This window comes from Pseudomonas sp. 05N431 (genome assembly GCF_056397005.1).
On sequence record NZ_JBFTMN010000034.1, the window covers coordinates 1 to 18,581 of the forward strand.

The 18,581-nt window shown below is 59.2% G+C and carries 10 protein-coding genes, 2 rRNA genes and 2 pseudogenes; 6 read left to right on the forward strand and 8 right to left on the reverse strand.

The genetic code is table 11. The features are described 5' to 3' along the window. The 4 genes and pseudogenes from rrf (AC1DIG_RS28805) to AC1DIG_RS28820 all read left to right on the forward strand — a co-directional run. Nucleotides 1-103, forward strand: a 5S ribosomal RNA gene (rrf, locus tag AC1DIG_RS28805); the annotation flags it as partial. Nucleotides 104-208: 105 nt separating this feature from the next. Beyond that, nucleotides 209-324: ribosomal RNA gene (rrf, locus tag AC1DIG_RS28810) — 5S ribosomal RNA — on the forward strand. A 355-nt stretch (nt 325-679) separates the two neighbouring features. Next, nucleotides 680-1,705 (forward strand): annotated as a pseudogene (locus AC1DIG_RS28815) (HAMP domain-containing protein); the annotation flags it as partial. Between the two features lie 69 nt (nt 1,706-1,774). Beyond that, the gene (locus AC1DIG_RS28820) at nt 1,775-2,560 is read left to right on the forward strand and encodes a methyl-accepting chemotaxis protein (protein ID WP_477770054.1); all 786 of its coding nucleotides are present in this window, start codon (nt 1,775-1,777) and stop codon (nt 2,558-2,560) included. Between the two features lie 139 nt (nt 2,561-2,699). On the opposite strand, the gene AC1DIG_RS28825 is transcribed toward AC1DIG_RS28820, so the two are convergent. The 6 genes from AC1DIG_RS28825 to AC1DIG_RS28850 form a co-directional block, all read right to left on the reverse strand. Continuing rightward, nucleotides 2,700-3,167 (reverse strand): SRPBCC family protein, encoded by a 468-nt coding sequence (locus tag AC1DIG_RS28825; protein WP_477770046.1) that lies wholly within the window; start codon nt 3,165-3,167, stop codon nt 2,700-2,702. Nucleotides 3,168-3,196: 29 nt separating this feature from the next. Then, the gene (locus AC1DIG_RS28830; RefSeq protein ID WP_477770047.1) at nt 3,197-6,658 is read right to left on the reverse strand and encodes a non-ribosomal peptide synthetase; all 3,462 of its coding nucleotides are present in this window, start codon (nt 6,656-6,658) and stop codon (nt 3,197-3,199) included. A 14-nt stretch (nt 6,659-6,672) separates the two neighbouring features. Further along, entirely contained in the window at nt 6,673-7,602 is a 930-nt protein-coding gene (locus AC1DIG_RS28835; RefSeq protein ID WP_477770048.1) for a diiron oxygenase, read from the reverse strand. Then, on the reverse strand, nt 7,599-8,375 hold the full coding sequence (locus AC1DIG_RS28840; RefSeq protein WP_477770049.1) for a DUF3050 domain-containing protein: 777 nt from the start codon (nt 8,373-8,375) through the stop codon (nt 7,599-7,601). The genes AC1DIG_RS28835 and AC1DIG_RS28840 overlap by 4 nt, the downstream gene beginning before the upstream one ends. Before the next feature lie 739 nt (nt 8,376-9,114). Beyond that, nucleotides 9,115-9,864: a thioesterase II family protein gene (locus AC1DIG_RS28845; RefSeq protein WP_477770050.1), complete on the reverse strand. Its 750-nt coding sequence runs from the start codon at nt 9,862-9,864 to the stop codon at nt 9,115-9,117. A gap of 17 nt (nt 9,865-9,881) precedes the next feature. Further along, a complete protein-coding gene (locus AC1DIG_RS28850) occupies nt 9,882-10,592 on the reverse strand; it encodes a GntR family transcriptional regulator (RefSeq protein ID WP_477770051.1) in 711 nt (236 codons plus the stop codon). Nucleotides 10,593-10,864: 272 nt separating this feature from the next. On the opposite strand from AC1DIG_RS28850, the gene lapG reads away from it, so the two are divergent. Together lapG and lapD are read left to right on the forward strand one after the other, a co-directional pair. Then, nucleotides 10,865-11,557 carry a cysteine protease LapG gene (gene lapG / locus AC1DIG_RS28855; RefSeq protein WP_477770052.1) on the forward strand — a complete coding sequence of 231 codons (693 nt, stop codon included), beginning with the start codon at nt 10,865-10,867 and terminating at the stop codon, nt 11,555-11,557. A 14-nt stretch (nt 11,558-11,571) separates the two neighbouring features. Beyond that, on the forward strand, nt 11,572-13,518 hold the full coding sequence (gene lapD / locus AC1DIG_RS28860) for a cyclic di-GMP receptor LapD (RefSeq protein WP_477770053.1): 1,947 nt from the start codon (nt 11,572-11,574) through the stop codon (nt 13,516-13,518). 180 nt (nt 13,519-13,698) lie between these two features. Here the strand turns inward: lapD and AC1DIG_RS28865 are convergent, their stop codons facing one another. Both AC1DIG_RS28865 and AC1DIG_RS28870 read right to left on the reverse strand, forming a co-directional pair. Continuing rightward, on the reverse strand, nt 13,699-14,037 hold the full coding sequence (locus AC1DIG_RS28865; protein WP_477770055.1) for a tryptophan synthase subunit beta: 339 nt from the start codon (nt 14,035-14,037) through the stop codon (nt 13,699-13,701). Nucleotides 14,038-14,187: 150 nt separating this feature from the next. Then, a pseudogene (locus tag AC1DIG_RS28870) lies at nt 14,188-18,581 on the reverse strand (LapA family giant adhesin); the annotation flags it as partial.

Here is an 18,581-nt window from a genome sequence, read left to right on the forward strand (position 1 = left end):
GAGCATTGGAACCACCTGATCCCATCCCGAACTCAGCAGTGAAACGATGCATCGCCGATGGTAGTGTGGGGTTTCCCCATGTGAGAGTAGGTCATCGTCAAGATTAAATTCCGAAACCCCAATTGCGAAAGCAGTTGGGGTTTTGTTTTAAGTAGAAGTCACCAATTTTGCTGGCACGTATACTTCATACGGGCCGGTCACAGAATTTCTTGACGACCATAGAGCATTGGAACCACCTGATCCCATCCCGAACTCAGCAGTGAAACGATGCATCGCCGATGGTAGTGTGGGGTTTCCCCATGTGAGAGTAGGTCATCGTCAAGATTGAATTCCGAAACCCCTGTCTGCTTATGCAGACAGGGGTTTTGTCATTTCAGAGGCCGCTAAACCTTGCCTGCGCGCCTCGCCCTCCTGCGCGGTGATTGGTGCAGAGCGCCTGCTCCGCTTGCTCAAGCGTCATCAAAAGAAACGTAGGTTGAGTGCTCTAGCACGCCGTTTGACGGGTTTGTGCAGGGAAAACTGTGGGTTTTGCATAAAAGCCTAAGTTTTCTCGGATCTGTGCCGAAAGACTGGTGAGACATGCGTGCACCAAAGTAGAGCCGCCTTAGAACGGCCTATGGCGTCACATGGAATGTTGCACCCGGAACGCATCCCCACTCCTCATAAGAAGTCCCATGAAATGAATCTCAAGTTCAGCCATAAAATCCTGTTGGCCGCTTCAGGCGTAGTGGTTCTGGCGTTTGCGTTGTTCACTTTGTACAACGACTACCTGCAGCGGAATACCATCCAGCAAAACCTCGACTCCTCCGTCCAGCAAGCCGGCGATTTGACCGCCAGCAGTGTACAGAACTGGCTGAGCGGGCGAATTCTGGTACTGGAAAGCCTGTCCCAGAACGTCGCGCACCAAGGTGCCAACGCAGACTTTGCCGGGTTGGTCGACCAGCCGGCCTTCACCTCGAACTTCCAGTTCACCTACGTCGGCCAGTCCAATGGCGTGTTTACCCAACGTCCTGACGCCAAAATGCCGGATGGCTACGATCCACGTCAGCGCCCTTGGTACAAGCAGGCTGTAGCGGCCGACAAAACCATGCTCACTCCGCCCTACATGGCCGCCGTTGGTGGGCTGGTGGTGACGATCGCCATGCCGGTGAAGAAGAACGGTGAACTGCTCGGCGTCGTTGGCGGTGATCTGAGTCTGGAAACCCTGGTGAAGATCATCAACTCGGTGGACTTCGGCGGTATCGGTCATGCGTTCCTGGTCAGCGCTGACGGCCAGGTAATCGTCAGCCCGGACAAAGACCAGGTGATGAAGAACCTCAAGGACATCTACCCAGGTTCGAACGTACGTATCGAGAAGGGCAATCAGGAAGTGCTCCTGAACAAGCAGGCGCGCATTCTGTCCTTTACCCCGGTTACTGGCTTGCCGAATGCTGAGTGGTACATCGGCCTGACGATCGATAGGGATAAGGCGTACGCACCACTGGGCAAATTCCGCACCTCGGCACTGATTGCAATGTTCATCGCGGTGACCGCGATCGCTGTGCTGCTGAGTCTGTTGATTCAAGTGTTGATGCGTCCACTGACCACCATGGGTCGTGCAATGCAGGACATCGCTCAAGGTGAAGGCGATCTGACTCGCCGTCTGGCGGTGGAAAGCAAAGACGAGTTCGGTGAGTTGGGCGGTGCCTTCAACCAGTTCGTAGAGCGGATTCACGCGTCGATTTCCGAAGTGTCGTCGGCCACGCGCCAGGTACATGACCTGTCGCAACGTGTCATGGCATCGTCGAATGCATCGATCATCGGCTCCGATGAGCAAAGCGCACGGACCAATAGCGTGGCGGCCGCGATCAACCAGCTGGGTGCCGCTACCCAGGAGATCGCCCGTAACGCAGCGGACGCTTCGCAACACGCCAGCGGTGCCAGTGAGCAGGCTGACGACGGTCGTCAGGTGGTGGAGCAAACCATTCAGGCAATGACCGAGTTGTCGCAAAAGATCAGCCTGTCGTGCACCCAGATCGAAACCCTGAATGCCAGCACCGACAACATCGGGCACATCCTCGACGTGATTAAAGGCATTTCGCAGCAGACCAACTTGCTGGCCCTCAACGCGGCCATCGAAGCGGCGCGAGCGGGTGAAGCCGGGCGCGGTTTCGCGGTGGTGGCGGACGAAGTGCGCAACCTGGCTCACCGCACTCAGGAGTCGGCGGAAGAGATTCACAAGATGATTACCTCGTTGCAGGTCGGCTCGCGTGAAGCGGTATCGACCATGAATGCCAGCCAGGTATCCAGTGAGGAAAGCGTCGAAGTAGCGAATCAGGCCGGTGCACGGTTGATCAGCGTGACCCAGCGGATCACCGAAATCGATGGCATGAACCAGTCGGTAGCGGCCGCAACGGAAGAGCAGACGGCGGTGGTGGAAACCTTGAACGGTGACATCAATCAGATCAACCTGCTGAACCAGCAGGGCGTAGCCAACCTCAACGAAACGTTGAAGGATTGCGATGCCTTGTCGTTGCAAGCCAATCGCCTGAAGCAACTGGTGGATAGCTTCAAGATCTGACCGCGTTATCGTTCAATCGCGAGCAAGCTCGCTCCCACTGTGGATCTTCAGCGAACACAACATTTGTAAACGACTGAAATCTCTGTGGGAGCGAGCTTGCTCGCGATAGCGGTGCACCAGTCACCGCTGAACCAAAGCTCTACGCAAACAACTTCAGCGCATTACTCATCGAGTCATCGGCAAACCCCTGCACGAACTCCTTGAACCCCGGCATTGCTTCTGCGCCGCCCTGGGCGGGTTCGGCGATGATGGTCCAGGTCGCGCGCGACTTGCCAGCGCTCAGGGGCTCGACGCTCATGGCGGCCCACAACTGACCAACGCCCAAGGTGTTGTAGACGGTAGTCCAGGTCATGCTCAGCGCCTGATCGTCGTGGGAGTTGAGTTGCTCGACGACCAGGTTGCCGTCCTTGAAGAACTTCTTGCGCAGTGACGACACGCCTTCACCGGTCATCTCGATGTGCGATAGCGCCGGGATAAACTTGTCAAAGCCGGCGAAGTTGCCGACCACTTCCCAGACCCGCGACGCCTCGGCGGGTATTTCCACCGACGACACAACGTGGCAGCCGTGCGGGTTTTTGATCAGGGTATCGGGTTGCAGAGTGCTCATGGTCTTGCTCCATTTTTACGGGTGATGGATCAGATGAAGTTGATTTCTTTCAGGTAGTCGCAGCCGCGACGCAGCAGCGCCGGAGATTTTTGCGGGTAGTGCGTGCCCATTTGCTGCACACCGGCCTGGGCATTGGCGTGGCCGATCATCGAGATGTCGCCGATGTCCTCCTCGAAGCCGTTGAGGTAGAAACCCAGCACGCCAAACAACGCGTTATCGCTGTCGACCCGGCCCAGTTGCTGTTGCCAGTCGGCGACGCTGACCATTTGAAACTCGCGGCCGGCCTCGCGGAACGAAGCGACATAGGCGTCCCAGCTCAGCGGTTCAGGGTTGTGCAGGTTGAACACCGCCTGTTCGGGCTGGTAACGGCTGGCGTGAAAGGCGATGAAGCGAGCGAGGAAGTCCACCGGCATCAAATCGAAGTTCAGCGCGAACTCCGGCACCTGGCCGAGCTGGATCGAGCCTTTGAGCATCAGCATCAGACGGTTCTTGTGCGGCTGGCAGACGCCGGTGAGGCTGTTGAAGCTGATGTTGCCCGGCCGGTAGAGGTTGACCCGTACACCACGCTCGCGAGCGCGCTCAAGGATCCGTTCGCCGACCCATTTGGACAGGTTGTAGCCGTTCTTGATGTAGATCGGCGGGGTCTGCGCGGCGGGTTGTTCGAGCACTCGACCCTCGGAGTCGATGGTGCTGGAGGCCGACAGCGTGGAGACGAAATTGAAGATCTTCTTGCTGCGCCCTTCGCAGAGTCGCAAGCACTCGAAAATCGGCTCGACGTTATCCCGGGCCAACGACTCGTAATCGAGCACGTGGTTGACGTTGGCGGCGTTGTGTACCAACGCGCCAAACTCCCGATCCAGTCGCTCATACACCTCTGGCGCCAGGCCCAGTGCCGGTTGCGTGATGTCCGCCGCGTAGACCTGCACCCGAGTCAGGTCCAGATGTTCCAGGCGGTTTTCACGCAGGGACTCGGCAAAGCGCTGCGCAGCGCTTTGCCCGGCACTGTCACGCACCAGGCACGCGACTTCGCTGGCACCCCAGGCCAGCAGCGCCTCGACGATATGCACGCCGACGAAGCTATTGGCACCGGTAACGATGACCTTGTGCACATCGCCCATCCGGCTGACCGGCAAGGGCTGTACATCGAGCTCGCGGAAGGCATCAGCCAGGGCTTTTTCGCTGAGTACTTCTTCGCCGGCAGAACCTCTGACCAGCGTGGCCAGCCTGGCGATGGTCGGGACTTCGATGAAGCGGTTGATCGAGATACTGCGTCCGAACTGCTCGCGTATTTGCAGCAACATGCGCGACAACAGGATCGAGTGGCCACCCAGATTGAAGAAATTCTCGTCGGTGGAAATATCGCTTGCCGGCAACTCCAGCAGATCGGCCCAGAGCTCCAGCAGTTGCGCCTCGTCGGCGGATTCCGGTAACCGACGCTGAAGGTTTTCGAGGACACTGACCGGCATCGCCAGCAGCGCCCGGCGATCGACTTTACCGTTGCTGGCGAACGGCATGCTCGCCAATTCAGTCCAGGCAATGGGCTGCATGTAGTCCGGCAAGAACTGCTGGGCGTGAGTTTTCAGCGCTTCGCGCGCTGCGCCTGGCTGGTCTTCCTGGGGTTGTGCGAGGAACGCCAGAATCCGTCGATGACTGTCGATCACTACGGCCACCTGGCGGAACAACTGGCTGTCGCGCAGGCAGCGCTCGATCTCTTCCGGTTCGACCCGGTAGCCGCGGATCTTCACCTGATTGTCTCGTCGCCCACAGAGCTCGATGCCGTCGACGGTCCACTTCGCCATATCGCCGGTGCGATAGGCACGCAAACTTTGGCCGCCCGGCAAGGGCAATTGCAGGTAGCGCTCGGCGGTCTGCTGCGGGTTGTTCAAATAGCCCAGGCACACCCCTGGACCGACGATGTACAGCTCTCCGACGGTCTGCTCGGCCACGGGCTGAAAGTTCTCGTCGAGGATCAGCACCTGGCTGTTGGCAATCGGTGCCCCGAGGCTGCGATTGCTGTCACCAACTTGCAGTTGTCGGGCGGTGATCAGCACCGTCGCTTCGGTCGGGCCATACAGGTTGTAGAGCTTGCCTTGCTGGGTCAGTTGCTTGATCACATGGGGTTCGCAGACGTCGCCACCGGTCATCACATGCGCAAGGTCGCGCAACTGATCCAGCGGCAGAATGCTCAGCAGAGCTGGCGGCAGAAACGCGTGGCTGAGCTGATGATGACGGATCAACTCGACCAGTTGCAGCGGGTCACGACGCTGGTCGTCGTTGGGTACGATCAGCTGGGCGCCCTGGATCAACGCCGGGAAAATATCGATCAACGAGGAGTCGAAACTCAGCGATGAAAACTGCAGTACCCGACTCTGTTCCGTCAGCCCGACGTAATCGGCGTACCACGCGGTGAAGTGCCCCAGGTTGTTCTGGCTGAGCAACACGCCTTTGGGATGACCGGTGGTGCCCGACGTGTAGAGCGCCATGCACGGCGCCTGGCAGCCGGGGCGCTGGCGCATCAGCGGCAAGCCGGGATTTGCCTCGCGGGCGTCGATGCCAGTGATGTCGAGCCCGGGCATCTCGTTGCTTAATGGGTGCTGGCCATCGTGCAACAACAGCACGGCGCCAGCGTTCTCCAGAATGTACTGCTGACGTTGCAGCGGATGGCTGGGTTCGAGTGGCAGGTACACTGCGCCACTGCCGAGAATCGCTAGAATGCCGGCGAACAATGCACTGGATTTCGGCAGGCAAATGCCCACCACCACCGGTCCATCAACTGCTCGGTATTGCTCGATCAGTGGCAGCAGCCGTTGTTGAATGGCCAGGCTCTGGGCGTGCAAGTCGCCATAGCTCAGCACCTCACCGGCAATGTGCAGCGCCGGGCGTTCACGGAAGGTTTTGAAGCTCTGTTCGAGCCGCTCGATCATCGGGATTTGCCCGAGTTGCAGCAGCGCTGCTTGTTCGGTGAGATTAAGTCGATGGGCGTAGGCCAGACTTTCCAGTACGAGCAAACTATCTTCATGTTCATGACGACCGGGCGTGGCCGCTGCAGCGTGTATGAAGTACTCGGCATCGCGGGAAAAACGACTGACCTCAAGCGCGACACGATCGACCAGTTCGGCGATGACTTTCAGGCGTAACGCCTGGCCATTGCCCGAGGGTTCGTCGGCGACGGGGACGCGAGCGATCAGTCGTTGGTCGCCACTCGATGTGTAACTGCACAGCACATCGATGGGTGGCAGGCCGCTGGCGTCTTTTGGTCCCAGGCCCAGGCGCACGCTCAATTGTGCACACTCATCCAGGTCGCGCAGGCGTTGCGCCGGGATGACCAGGCTGCCGTCGTCGATCAGCAGCTCGGCGCTATCGACAGATTGTTCGTTCAGGGTATGGCTGTCGCTCAATCGCGTCAGCGTATGGCCGTGTTGTTCCAGCTCCAGCGCCAGCTCATCCAGCGCTTGGCTTTGACCGATGAGCAGAATGTCGAGACGTCTCATGATGTTCTCCTCGGCTAGATCAGGTAATCGCTCAGTGCGTCTTGCACGCACGGTGAATCGAGCAGCGAACTGCTGCGGAAAAACCGCACGATGTTGGCGACCAGCGGGTGGTGGCGATTGATCGGGAAGGCCAGGCCTGCCACTTCGCTCTTGAGTGCGACCTTGGCGGCATCGCTGATGTGCAGGTGCTCGATCAACCGGAAATCGAACGATTTCTGAATGTCGTTAGTCAGGTAATGAGCGATGAATACCGGCAGAATCTTCGCGATCAGTTGGCGGTCGTCTTCGTTAGCCGAGTGCCAGTAGATCCGTACCAGCCGTGACCAGAACCCAGAGTGGCGGCCCTCGTCGAGCAAGTGGTCAGCCATCAGGCCCTTGATCGATTGCTTGACCGTGTCGTCCTTGGCGAATGCCGCGACGTCGTTGGTCACGGTACTTTCCGCGATGGCCACGCAGATCAGTTCCACGGCGCTGCGCAGATGTTCCGGCGCCAGTGCCAACGCTGCAGGAATTGCCCGGCTCAGCTCGATTTCACGCGGCAGTTCGATCGGCGTGATGCCGGTCATGGCCACGGTCTGCTGCATGAAGTCCATCGCCACCAGCGCGTGGTAATCCTCATCCACCACCACGGTCATGGCGTCATAGCGACAGGCGAACGGGAAGGGCACGGCGAAGCGATTCTTGGCGATGCTGCGGGCAGTCTTGTCGACGATCTCGGTTTCGAAAATCACTACGTCGTTGATGAACTTGTAGAGCGTCTGCACCAGTGCAAAGTCGCGTTGCTCCGGGCATTCGCGGACAAAGGTTTCGCTCAGTACCAGCGGTTGGCGGCTCAGGGGATAGATCAGTTTGTCGTCGTTTTCGACCATGCGCCGCGGACGTGTACGGATGGTCGCGCGGTTTTCCCAGGCGTCGGCGAAGGATTGGTAGTCGGCGGCGTTCATGCACTCACCTCGGCGACTGATTCACGCATGCTCAGACGCAAGCCGTCCCACAGCGCGATACGGCTTTCCACGGCGGCGATGGCCGCGGCGTAGACGTCTTCCTGCCGTTGCGGATCGCCATCGACCAAGCGTGCCAGGAGTGTTTCGGCGGCGGGGCCGTGGTCTTCGGAGTCGACTTCGATATGCCGCTGCAGGTAGTACCGAAAGGTCGGCGCCTGTTCGATGCCTATTCCCCAATCATCGAGAATGCGCTGGAACATCTGTGGGATGACGCTTTCACGGCCATGCAAAAACGCTGCGGCAACGCTGTGTCCCGGCGCATACAGGGCGGTGTGCAAGGTGTGCCGGACGAAGTTCGATGCGGCTGGGTCGACGTCCACGCTTTGCAGGGCGACGTCGTAGCTCACGCCCTCCTTTTGCAGGGCGACGAAGCGCTCCACAGCCGCCGTGCTGGCACCAACTTCGCGCATCGCGTCCAGGTACAACTCGAAGTGGCTGTAGTGACCGTGATCGAGCCGGTCATCGGACTCTTCGCCAAGGACGATTTCGTTGATCAGGCGCGCGGCCTGAGGGTCTTGGGGTGGCAGCCAGGGCAGCTGCACGCACGTGAGTTCCTGTTGCAGGCGTTTGGTCAGTGACATGAAATCCCATACAGCAAATACATGGGTTTCCATAAAGCGTTGAAGTATCGACAGTGAATGAATCTCGGCAAAGATAGGGTGGGCGCTCAGCGCTGCTTTTTTTTGATCGAGAAGTGCTTTATTGGGTTTCATGAGAGACCTTTAAGTTGTGAGTTAAGTTGTTCGGTTGGCAGAAGTTTGTTAGGCAAGTTCAAACACGGTGCTGCCTGATCTTTTTAATAGGCGAACAAGTACCTCAAACAAACGCTGATGCAGTTTATTGCGTTGGCGGACCTTGCCAGGCAAGGCATTGCCTGCGTCGATGGTGCTTGGTGGCCAGATGCCGGGGAGAGTCTTACGGACCCTGGGCATTGACCGTGTCGACAAGTACGCGGGAGCTTGAAGTTGTCGGCGGAGAAAAATTAATACATGAAACAAGTAACGAGCAAGTGTTTTTTATATTATTTGTCAAGTGTATTTTTTTCGGGCGTGACAAGTTCCGATAAAACTTTTGGGTTAAGTTTTATTGAGGTGAAGTTGTTCCTTCCGGCTTATATAAGTCAGAATTTAAATGAGTGAATGCCTCACTCGGAGCAACTTTGTATCTGGGGAGTTGATGTTTTTTTTGATGTGGTGGGCAGGAGGCGGGCACGGCCCCATCTCTTCCCGTCCTTTGGTAAGCCTCCTTTTGTTCGTCCATCACGCGAGGGCTGTGCAGGCAGATTTACACGCCGCTCGTCCTTTTTTAGTCGGCAAACCAAGAGTGAGCCCAAAAAGCCAGTACTGCTATCACTGGCGCAGGGAGGGGCAGGGGGTTTCAGGGAGGGAAGAAGGGATTGGTGTCGCCAGCGCTTCTCGAGAGCCTGTGCCTCATGGCACAGGCGTCAGGCGCTTACTCGCTGAGCAGGCCCAGATGGGTGTTGATGATCTGCAGCAGTCGATGACGCTGAGTGGTGGTGAAAAAATGATTACCGGTCATTTCGATGAGTTCGAATTCACGGCGGGTGAACTCGCGCCAATTGACCATGCTTTCAAGAGGGGCCAGCGGATCGTCGCTGCCGTAGAAAGCAGTCATCGGGATGTGCAGGCTGCGACTGGAAGGGTCGGCCCAGGATTCGAGCAGTTTCAAATCACTGTGGATCAGTGCTTCGAAGGCGGCGAGTTGATCGCTGGCTGTTGCATCGAGAACCGCACCCGGGCTGGAGGGGGCGTAACTGTGCTGGATGTTCGGCAGGCTGTGCAGTGGCGCAGAGGCAGGTCGGGTGTCCGGGCTGCGGCAGCCGGAAATGAACAGGTGACGGGTTTGCCCCGGGCAGTGGAGTTCGCTCAATTTGGCCAGCTCGTAGGCCAGAATTGCGCCCAGGCCATGGCCAAACAGTGCATGGGGTTCGGACAAGTAAGGTTGTAGCGCCGCAAAGGCGTCGACCAGCAGCGGTGGCCATTGTTCGTAGCGTGTCCGGTTCTGCGGATTGTCATGGCCGGGAAGCTTGAACGCGAGCAGTTCAATGTGCTCGCTCAGTGCTTGCGTCCAGCTGCGGAACTGCTCGGGGTCGGCACCGGCCTCGCCGAAGCAGATCAGCCTGACGTCCGTCGTCTGACTGGCGCTGATCACGGTGAGCCATGGAGTGTTTCGGGTGTGCACGGCTTTCCTTGTGCGATTCACGTCGACGATTTCTTGCCCTGAGGTTCAAGGCTGTTCAGGTAACGCGTGATGACCTCGACACCCCGGTTGAGGTGGTTCTCAAGCTTTGTCACGGTTAGCGCGATGTCTCGGGCTTGCGCTGCGCGCAGCAGGTCACGGTGATCTTCCTGGGACAGTTTGCCGAGCCCCATGGCTTCAAGGTTGAAGCGCAGAAAACGCTCCTCTTCCCACAGGCCGTCTTCCACCAGCTTGAGGAGCCTGCGGTTGGGCGCCTTGCGGTACAGCGTCATGTGGAACAATCGGTTGAGTCTGCCAATCTCGGCGTAATCGGTTTGTGTTTCGAGGTCGTCGATATAGCGCGCCGCCTCGGCAAAATCTTCGTCGTCAAGCAGCGGAATCGACAGGCGCAGGGCCTCGGACTCCAGCAGGATACGCAGGGCATAGGTTTCGGCGGCGTCACCTTCGACCAATGGCGCGACAACCGCACCTTTGTGTGCGACAACATGCAGCAGCGATTGCGCCTCGAGCTGGCGCAAGGCTTCGCGCACGGGCATGCGGCTGACGCCGAACAGGTCGGCCAGGTCTTGCTGGCGCAGCGCAGTGCCGCAAGGCAAACGGCCGTCGAGAATCGCCGAGCGCAGGGTTTCTTCGATCACCGATCGCGCAAGGTGAGCGGGGATTGGGCCGCTGACCGGGATAGTGCTTAAAGGGTTGGGCTTCTGTGTCACGACAACGCACCCTGATTAATATGAAGAATATTGGATCCAATGCACACTAGTGACTGCCTGGCAGGTTGTCAAACCGGCAAAACAAATCCGTTTCCGTCAGTTTTATGTCACGGGCTTGCTACTGAACACAGCATCACAGGCTACGATTTTTTCAACTGCGTCCGCTTTCCCCCAAGTTTAGCGTGCTCGCGGTGATTGCACCGTGCCATTGTCTTTTATCCATCAAGGCTTCACCATCCATCGATTTCCAACCGCCCTTTGGACTCACTGCATTGCAGGCACGTTTCGCTCTCCCTCGGCCCCTGCGCTGGTTGTGTTCAGCACTGCTGATTGCCGGCGTCTTGCTGGGCGGTCTGCATGCCGATTGGGACTTTTCGCTGATCAGCCGCCGGGCCGAAACATTGTACGGGCCGTTGGGTGAAGGCAAGCAACGAATCGACGCCTGGCAGCATCTGCTGGCGACACAGAAGCAAACCCCTGAGCTGGAACAGCTCAACGTGGTCAACCTGTTCTTCAACAAGCAGATGCGCTATGTGGAAGACATCGACCTGTGGCACGTCGAGGACTACTGGGCGACACCGATCGAAGCCTTGTGGAAAGGTGCTGGCGATTGTGAGGACTACGCGATCGCCAAGTATTTCAGCCTGCGCCATCTTGGGGTTTCCAGTGACAAATTGCGCATCACCTACGTCAAGGCCCTGCGCCAGAATCGCGCGCACATGGTCTTGACCTACTATTCAAGCCCGGACGCCATGCCACTGGTCCTCGACAGCCTGATGGATGCGATCCAGCCGGCCAGCCAGCGCACCGATTTGTTGCCGGTCTACTCCTTCAATGCCGAAGGGCTTTGGTTGCCGGGCGCCAAGGGCAGCAAGAAAGTCGGTGACACCAAGCGTCTGTCCCGCTGGCAGGATGTGTTGAAGAAAATGCAGGCCGAAGGATTTCCGGTCGAGACGACTCACTAGGAGCACGCGCTTAGATGTCTTTGTTCAAACAACTGTTGATCGCTATCTGCCTGTTCCTGGTCGTCGCCTTCAGTGGCAGCTTCATGGTCGGCCTGGAGAGTTCGCGGACCCAGTACGTCAATCAGTTGCGCTCCCACGCGCAGGACGCTGCGACCGCGCTGGCACTGTCGCTGACGCCGAACATCGACGACCCGGCGATGGTCGAGTTGATGGTCAGCTCGATCTTCGACAGCGGTTATTACGCGAGTATTCGCGTGGTCGACCTCAAAACCGACAAGGCCATCGTCGAGCGCAGTGGAATTCCGGAAATCAGCAGCGTGCCTGGCTGGTTCGTCAAATTGATCGCTCTGGAGCCTGCTGGCGGTGATGCGCTGGTCAACCGTGGCTGGGAGCAGGCAGCCAGGGTCGAGGTGATCAGCCACCCGATGTTCGCCGTGGCCAAGCTCTGGCAGAGCGCTCTGGGCAGTCTGGGCTGGTTGCTGATCTGCGGCGCATTAAGCGCGCTACTCGGCGCACTGTTGCTGCGTCGACAATTGAAACCGCTGGATTACATGGTCAAGCAATCCCACGCCATCGCCCGCCGCGAATTTCTCAGCCTGCCCGAGTTGCCGCGTACTCCGGAACTGCGGCGCGTGGTGCAGGCGATGAACCAGATGGTCGAGAAACTCAAGGCGTTGTTTCACGAGCAGGCTGAGCGCAGTGAAAAACTGCGGGTCGAGTCCTATCAGGACAACCTGACGGGATTGGCTAACCGGCGTTATTTCGAGATGCAGCTGAACGCCCGGGTGAGCAACCCGGAGCAGGCCAGTTCGGGTTATCTGTTGCTGTTGCGGGTCAGGGACCTGGCCGGTTTGAACCAGCGTCTGGGCGGTCAACGCACCGACCAGTTGCTGCGGGCGGTCGGTGAGCAATTATCGCGTGAGTGCGCCAAGTTCCCGGAAACCCAGAACCTGGTGACGCGCATTCGCGGCGGTGAATTTGCCGTGCTGGCGCCCGGTCTGGTGCGCGAAGAGGCGCTGCAACTGGCGCAGAGCCTGGACAGCGCACTGGCCAGTTTGCACGCAACCGGGGCGACCGACGTGGCGTCGGTGGCGTCGATCGGTTTGGCGCCGTTTGCCCATGGCGACACACCGCAGGCGGTGTTGAGCCTGGCGGATCAGGCGCTGTCACAGGCGGAAGCCGAGGGTGAGTCGAACTGGGCGTGCCTGGATCACAGCGCAGCGGCCATTGTCGGCGACGATCACCATGCTTGGCATACCTTGCTCGATCAGGCACTGGATCAGCAGCGATTCGAGTTGTACTTCCAACCGGTTGTGGCCAGTCAGGACACGCAGTTGGTGCTGCATTACAAAGTGCTCTCTCGCTTGCTCGATGAGCAGGGCCAGACCATCCCTGCCGGGCGTTTCCTGCCGTGGCTGGAGCGTTTTGGCTGGACCGCGCGGCTGGACCGTCTGATGCTGGAGCGGGTGTTGGTGCAGATGGCAGGCCATGAAGACTCGCTGGCGCTGAACCTGTCCGCCGCCACCCTGGCGGATCCGCAAGCCCTGAACAAAGTCTTCGAAATCCTGCGCGAGCATTCCAGTCTGGGACCACGTTTGACCCTGGAGATCGGCGAAGAGCAATTACCTGATCAGGCCGTGCTCGAACAGCTGACCCGTCGTCTGCGTGAGCTGGGCTTCTCCCTGAGCCTGCAGCGCTTTGGCGGTCGCTTCAGCATGATCGGCAACCTGGCGCGGCTGGGGCTGGCCTATCTGAAAATCGATGGCAGTTACATCCGTGCCATTGATCAGGAAAGCGATAAGCGTCTGTTCATCGAAGCCATCCAGCGCGCCGCCCACAGCATCGATTTGCCGCTGATTGCCGAGCGAGTGGAGACTGAGGGGGAGTTACGGGTGATTCGCGAGATGGGTGTGTACGGCGTGCAAGGGCAGTTGTTTGGTGAGCCGAAGCCTTGGCAGTAGGGCTTTAGGGATGAGTTGCCAATGAGTCAGTCATCGCGAGCAAGCTCGCTCCCACAGGGAATTTCGTTAGTACAAACATCTGCGCAAACGATGAAAATCTAATGTGGGAGCGAGCTTGCTCGCGATGGCGTCGGTGTGTTCAACGCGATGGCGACGCCTGAAACACAAACGTTCAGAAACTCAGATCAACCCGGTCTCGTCATCATCAATCAGATGACTCAAACCACCCAGCGCTTCACGGGCCTGGGTCCGGTCCATCAGTTTGGCTTGCGCGGCCGCTGGCAGGTCGGTGATGCGAATCACCCCTTTGCTGGCCAGCACCTGAATCAGGTCGTCGAGTACCCGGATCATCTCCAGGTCGCTTTGCTTGAGCTGCTTGAGGCTGGTCTCCATCACTTCGTTGGCGTACCAGGCCTGGATTTCATGGTGATCGGAGGGCAGCGTTTCCGTAGCCTCCGCGTAAGCCGCCGCTTCCACGCGCACCAACTGGCCTTGCGCATCGCGTTGCACGTAGAACATCGAAAATCCCTCATGAATGAACCCGCGTCGTGCTGTCAGCAGCATAGGCCAACGCCTGCGAGTATGCGGTGCAACAACGAAATCGTCACCCGCTGGCAGGTTGACAGCAACGTGACGACCGTTCGTTACGAGCGGCCGTCAGGGGCTTGATCAGGTGTTGTTGTGGTCGATCTTGATGGTCGGGTCGCTACCGGCGATCAGCGAGTTGATGCTCTGACCGGACCAGTTGTTGCCTTCCAGTTTGATCGTCACGTCAGCATTGGCCACGCCGCCGGCTGCGTTGAGCTTGCCTTCGGAGCTGACCTGCAACGTCGACACACCTTCAACCGTGGTGATTTTCAGGAAGTTGTCGATGGTGCTGCCGCTTTCGCCCTGCAACAGATCCCGCAGGTCGATCCGGTCGCCTTCGCTGGCCTTGAAGTCCTTGATCACATCGTTACCGGTGTCGCCGGCCTTCCAGACGAAGGAATCGGCACCCGATCCGCCAATCAGGATGTCGTTGCCCTGACCACCGATCAGCGTGTCGTTACCCGTACCGCCGAGCAGGATGTCATTGCCCTTGCCGCCGTCGAGGATGTCGTTGCCGCCCTGACCGAAGAGGATGTCATTACCGGCACCGCCCAGCAGCGTGTCATTACCGTCATGAGAGCCGGACACATCGAACGCGGTGTAGTGCTCGGTGATGTACTGGTGCACGTTGCTGGTGGTGACTTTGCTGGCATCCACGCCGGTCTGCTGGGCCACAAAGGCCTGCATGGCCTGGTAACCCTCACCGGCAATGCCGTTGAAGCTCACCAGGTCGCCGAACAGGATGTCGTTGCCGTCGCCGCCACTGACCGTATCGGCGCCCGGCATCGTCGCTTCGGTGTGACCGATGATCGAGTTGGCCAGGTTGGCTGGATCGATGTTGGTTTGCGGTTTGCCGTCGGTGTCGAACGGTTTCAGGTCGCTGAGGCTGACATCGCTGTTCAGGCCGATGGCCTCGACGTGCGACAACTTTCCGAGCAACGCGAAGCTGTCGTTGGAGTTACTGGAAGTGCTGCTGTCTGTGTTGTAGCCGGTGCCGTCCAGTTTCGACAACTCATAGGTGCCATCGCCTTGAGCGTGGAGCATCCCCAGGTCTTTGCTGACCCAGCGATTGCCGTTATAGGTCTGCAGCGTCGTCGAACCATCGGTGTTGATGGAGAGGTAATGGGTGTTGTCCAGATACTTGGCGAACGTGTTCCCCAACGTGTAGTTGCTGGTCGTGACGACGTCATCGAGCTTCGCGCCACCGTTGTACAGCGACGGGTTGGTCTGTTCGCCGGACTGGTAGAACGTTGGCTGTCCGTCGGTAATGAAAAACGTCAGGTTGGTCGCGCTGCTGTTACCGGTGGCCATGCTGCTCTGGAAGAAGTTGGCCGTGGTCTTGAACACGTCTTCGTAGTTGGTGCCGCCGCCGGAAGCCATCGAGTCCAGCACCGACTTGAGCAGGGTCAGCGCATTCGGATCGTTCAGGTTGACCGCAACCTGCTTGTTGACCTGGGTGTCGAAGTCCGCGAGGAAGATATTCACCGTGCCCGAAGTGCTGGCGCCCAGGCTGTTCTTGAGGGTGTTGAACACCGATGTCAGCGAGTCTTTGGCCGCACTGATCGAGGAGGCGCTCATGCTGCCCGAGCTGTCGACCATGAACGCGATGTTGTAGTTGGTGCCGGGCACTACGGTCAGCCCGCCGATGTCGGCGACCATGATGTCGTTGCCGCTGGTGCCGACAAAATTGTCATCCCCTGAAGTGGCGACCGACGCGTTATACACCGCCGGATAAACCGTGACCGGGATCTGCGCAATGCTTGGTGCCGAACCGCCGAGGGACTCGGTGGAAGTCGACGTGACTGTCAGAGTGATCGAGCCGTTGAAATACGGCGGCGGAGTGAGCGTCAGGGTGCCGAGGTTCCAGCCAGTGACGTTCGCTTCGCCGGTGGTCGCCACGGTGAAGGTATGACCTGCGCCATCGCTGAGTACGGAACCGGCCGGCATACCGCCGATTTTCACGCTCAGGCTTTCGGAGCCGTCGATGTCGGTCAGCGCGGTGGTGATTTTCGACAGGTGAACACTGCCACCCTCGGCGCCGGTGTTGAGCTTGTAGCCGTCGTAGTAGCCGTCACCGTTGCTGCCGTGCAGGTCGGAAACCGTCACACCGGCATTGATCAGGTCGGTGACACCCGTGTAGATCGGTACGCCAGCGCTGCTCAGGTCGATGGCCGGGGCGCCGTTGACCGACAGGTTGACGTCGTAGCTGCCCGGGCCACTTTGGTTGTGGTGGTAGATGTCCAGGGTGTAGTAGCCGCTGGTGGTCGGCGTGAACGATCCCGAGATTTGGCCACCCGCGCCCCACGTGGCGCCGGCCACGTTTTTACCGCCGATGGTCACCAGCAAACTGTCGTCAGCGGTACCGCTGAAGCTGTAGGTCTTGCCGGCTTCGAGGTAGATCAGCCCGGATGTTTTAGATGCTGTGCCGGCTGCAACGTTGCTGTCGGACTGCACGTTGCTCACGGTACCGCTGCTGTTCGGAGTACCGGCGGCATCGATCACTGATTTCAGGGTTTCAGCTGGCGCGCCACTACCGCTAGTGCCGAGACCGGCCAGACCAGTCCAGACCTCCTTGATCAGGCCTGTCGAATTCACGTTGTTGTCGGCGACGCTGAGTGTTGGCGCATCGGCGACTGGCGTGATGTCGACTTTCAGCGTGCCGGTGTTGCCCAACAACTGGCCGTCGGTTGGCTTGAACTGGATCTGTGCGTAATCCGCCTGTTGGTTGCCCACGCCGGTGCCGCCGTAACCATTGGTGCCGGATTCGTTGGCATCAGGCGTGAAGCGCAACTTGCCTGCATCAATGTCGGCCTTGCTGAAGGTCTGGTTGTTGGCTACGTCTTTCCAGGTCGAACCGTCCAGGTACTGCAACTTGCCGTCGCCCGGTAGCTGGGTGATTTTCACGCCCAAGCTAGCGGCAGGGCTGTCGACATCGCTCACACCGAAGTTCGACCAGCCGAGGATCAGTGGGGTGTCTTCAGTGCCGGTGACCGCACCGCCAGCGGCGACTGGAGCATCGTTGACCGCGACCACGTTGACGGTGGTGGTAGCGACGTTGGAGTAGTTGCTGCCATCGGTCACCGTCACGGTGATGGTCCGCGGTGTGGTGCTCGGGTCTTCACTGTTGTTGGTGAAGGTGATGTTCTTGATCTGCTGCATGTAGTCGGCCAGCGTCGCGTTGCCGGACAGCGTCAGGGTGATCGAACCATCCTTGCTGTTGGCGTTGATGCTGATGCCGTTGACGCTGTTGCCCAGGTTCAGCGAGTCGCCCGGCTGACGGTTGGTCAGCACGATGGTGGCGCCGGTCAGCATCGTGCTGTCCGGGTCAGTGATCGTAAGGTCCGTGTCGCCGATCGATACGCCTGGACCGGTGGTGCCTTCGGTGAAGGTGACGTTGTAATTGGCACCGGTCGCGCCGCTGGAGTTGTTGGCGTCCAGGTCGATGACGGGCGGAGCGTCGTTGTCGATGATGGTCGTGCTGACACTGCCATTGGTGCCGCTGACCACCAGGTTTTCGAAGTTGCCGCCGGTGGCCGAGTCGATCTTGACCACGAAGTTTTCGGTGCTTTCGGTGATCTTGTCGTCGATGGTCGCGATATTGAAGCTGGCGCTGCTGGAGCCCGCCGGGATTTTCACCGTGTACACACCGGTAAAGTCCGAGCCGTCGGTGGCGGTGCCGCTGTAGACGATCTTCAGCGTCACGTCGGTTTGCGCCGGGTGCGTCAGGGTCACGGTGTAGCTGGCGGTCTGGCCTTCAGTGACCTGACTGCTGCCGCTGATGCTGACTTCGGTTTTATCGATGGTGTCGGTGACATTCGTCACGGCAGCGGTTTTATCGGTGACCAGGTTTTCGAAGTTGCCGCCGGTGGCGGTGGCGATCGTTGCCTGGACCTTACCGGCGTCGAGGTAGACGTCGTCTTTTGGTGCATCGACCACTACGGTGCCGGTGGTTTTACCGGCGTCGATGTTGATTACGGCGCCGTTGCTCAGGGTCACGGTCACCGGTGTGCCAGCGGCGTTGGTCAGGGTGGCGGTGTAGGTGATGTGACCACCTTCGGCCACGGAACCGGTCGCGCTCAGTGTCAGGTTTGTGGTGTCGACGGTGTCGGTCACGGTGGTGCTGACCGGGGTCTTGTCGGCGACCAGGTTTTCGTAGTTGCCGCCGCTGACGTTGGTAATCGCGTTGGTCAGCGGAGTGTGGCCGACCAGGGCGTCGTTCGGCGCGGTGGTGGTCGCAGTGCCGCTGGATTGGCCGACCGGGATGGTGATGGTCTGGCCGTTGGCCAACGTCACGATCACTGCCGAGCCGGTGACTGGCGCGCTGACGGTGGCGGTGTAGGTGACGGTGCCGCCTTCTGCTGCCGAATCGGTGGCGGTCAGTTTCACCGTCGAGGTGTCGATGGTGTCGGTGACGTTGGTGACCGCTGGTGTATTGCTGGTGACCAGGTTCTCGAAGTTGCCGCCGGTGGCGGTGG

Bases quoted from the DNA above. Each gene is read 5' to 3' on its own strand.
- AC1DIG_RS28820 (WP_477770054.1), top strand. From the start codon at position 1,775: ATGGCATCGTCGAATGCATCGATCATCGGCTCCGATGAGCAAAGCGCA.
- AC1DIG_RS28825 (WP_477770046.1), bottom strand. From the start codon at position 3,167: ATGAGCACTCTGCAACCCGATACCCTGATCAAAAACCCGCACGGCTGC.
- AC1DIG_RS28830 (WP_477770047.1), bottom strand. From the start codon at position 6,658: ATGAGACGTCTCGACATTCTGCTCATCGGTCAAAGCCAAGCGCTGGAT.
- AC1DIG_RS28835 (WP_477770048.1), bottom strand. From the start codon at position 7,602: ATGAACGCCGCCGACTACCAATCCTTCGCCGACGCCTGGGAAAACCGC.
- AC1DIG_RS28840 (WP_477770049.1), bottom strand. From the start codon at position 8,375: ATGAAACCCAATAAAGCACTTCTCGATCAAAAAAAAGCAGCGCTGAGC.
- lapD (WP_477770053.1), top strand. From the start codon at position 11,572: ATGTCTTTGTTCAAACAACTGTTGATCGCTATCTGCCTGTTCCTGGTC.
- AC1DIG_RS28865 (WP_477770055.1), bottom strand. From the start codon at position 14,037: ATGTTCTACGTGCAACGCGATGCGCAAGGCCAGTTGGTGCGCGTGGAA.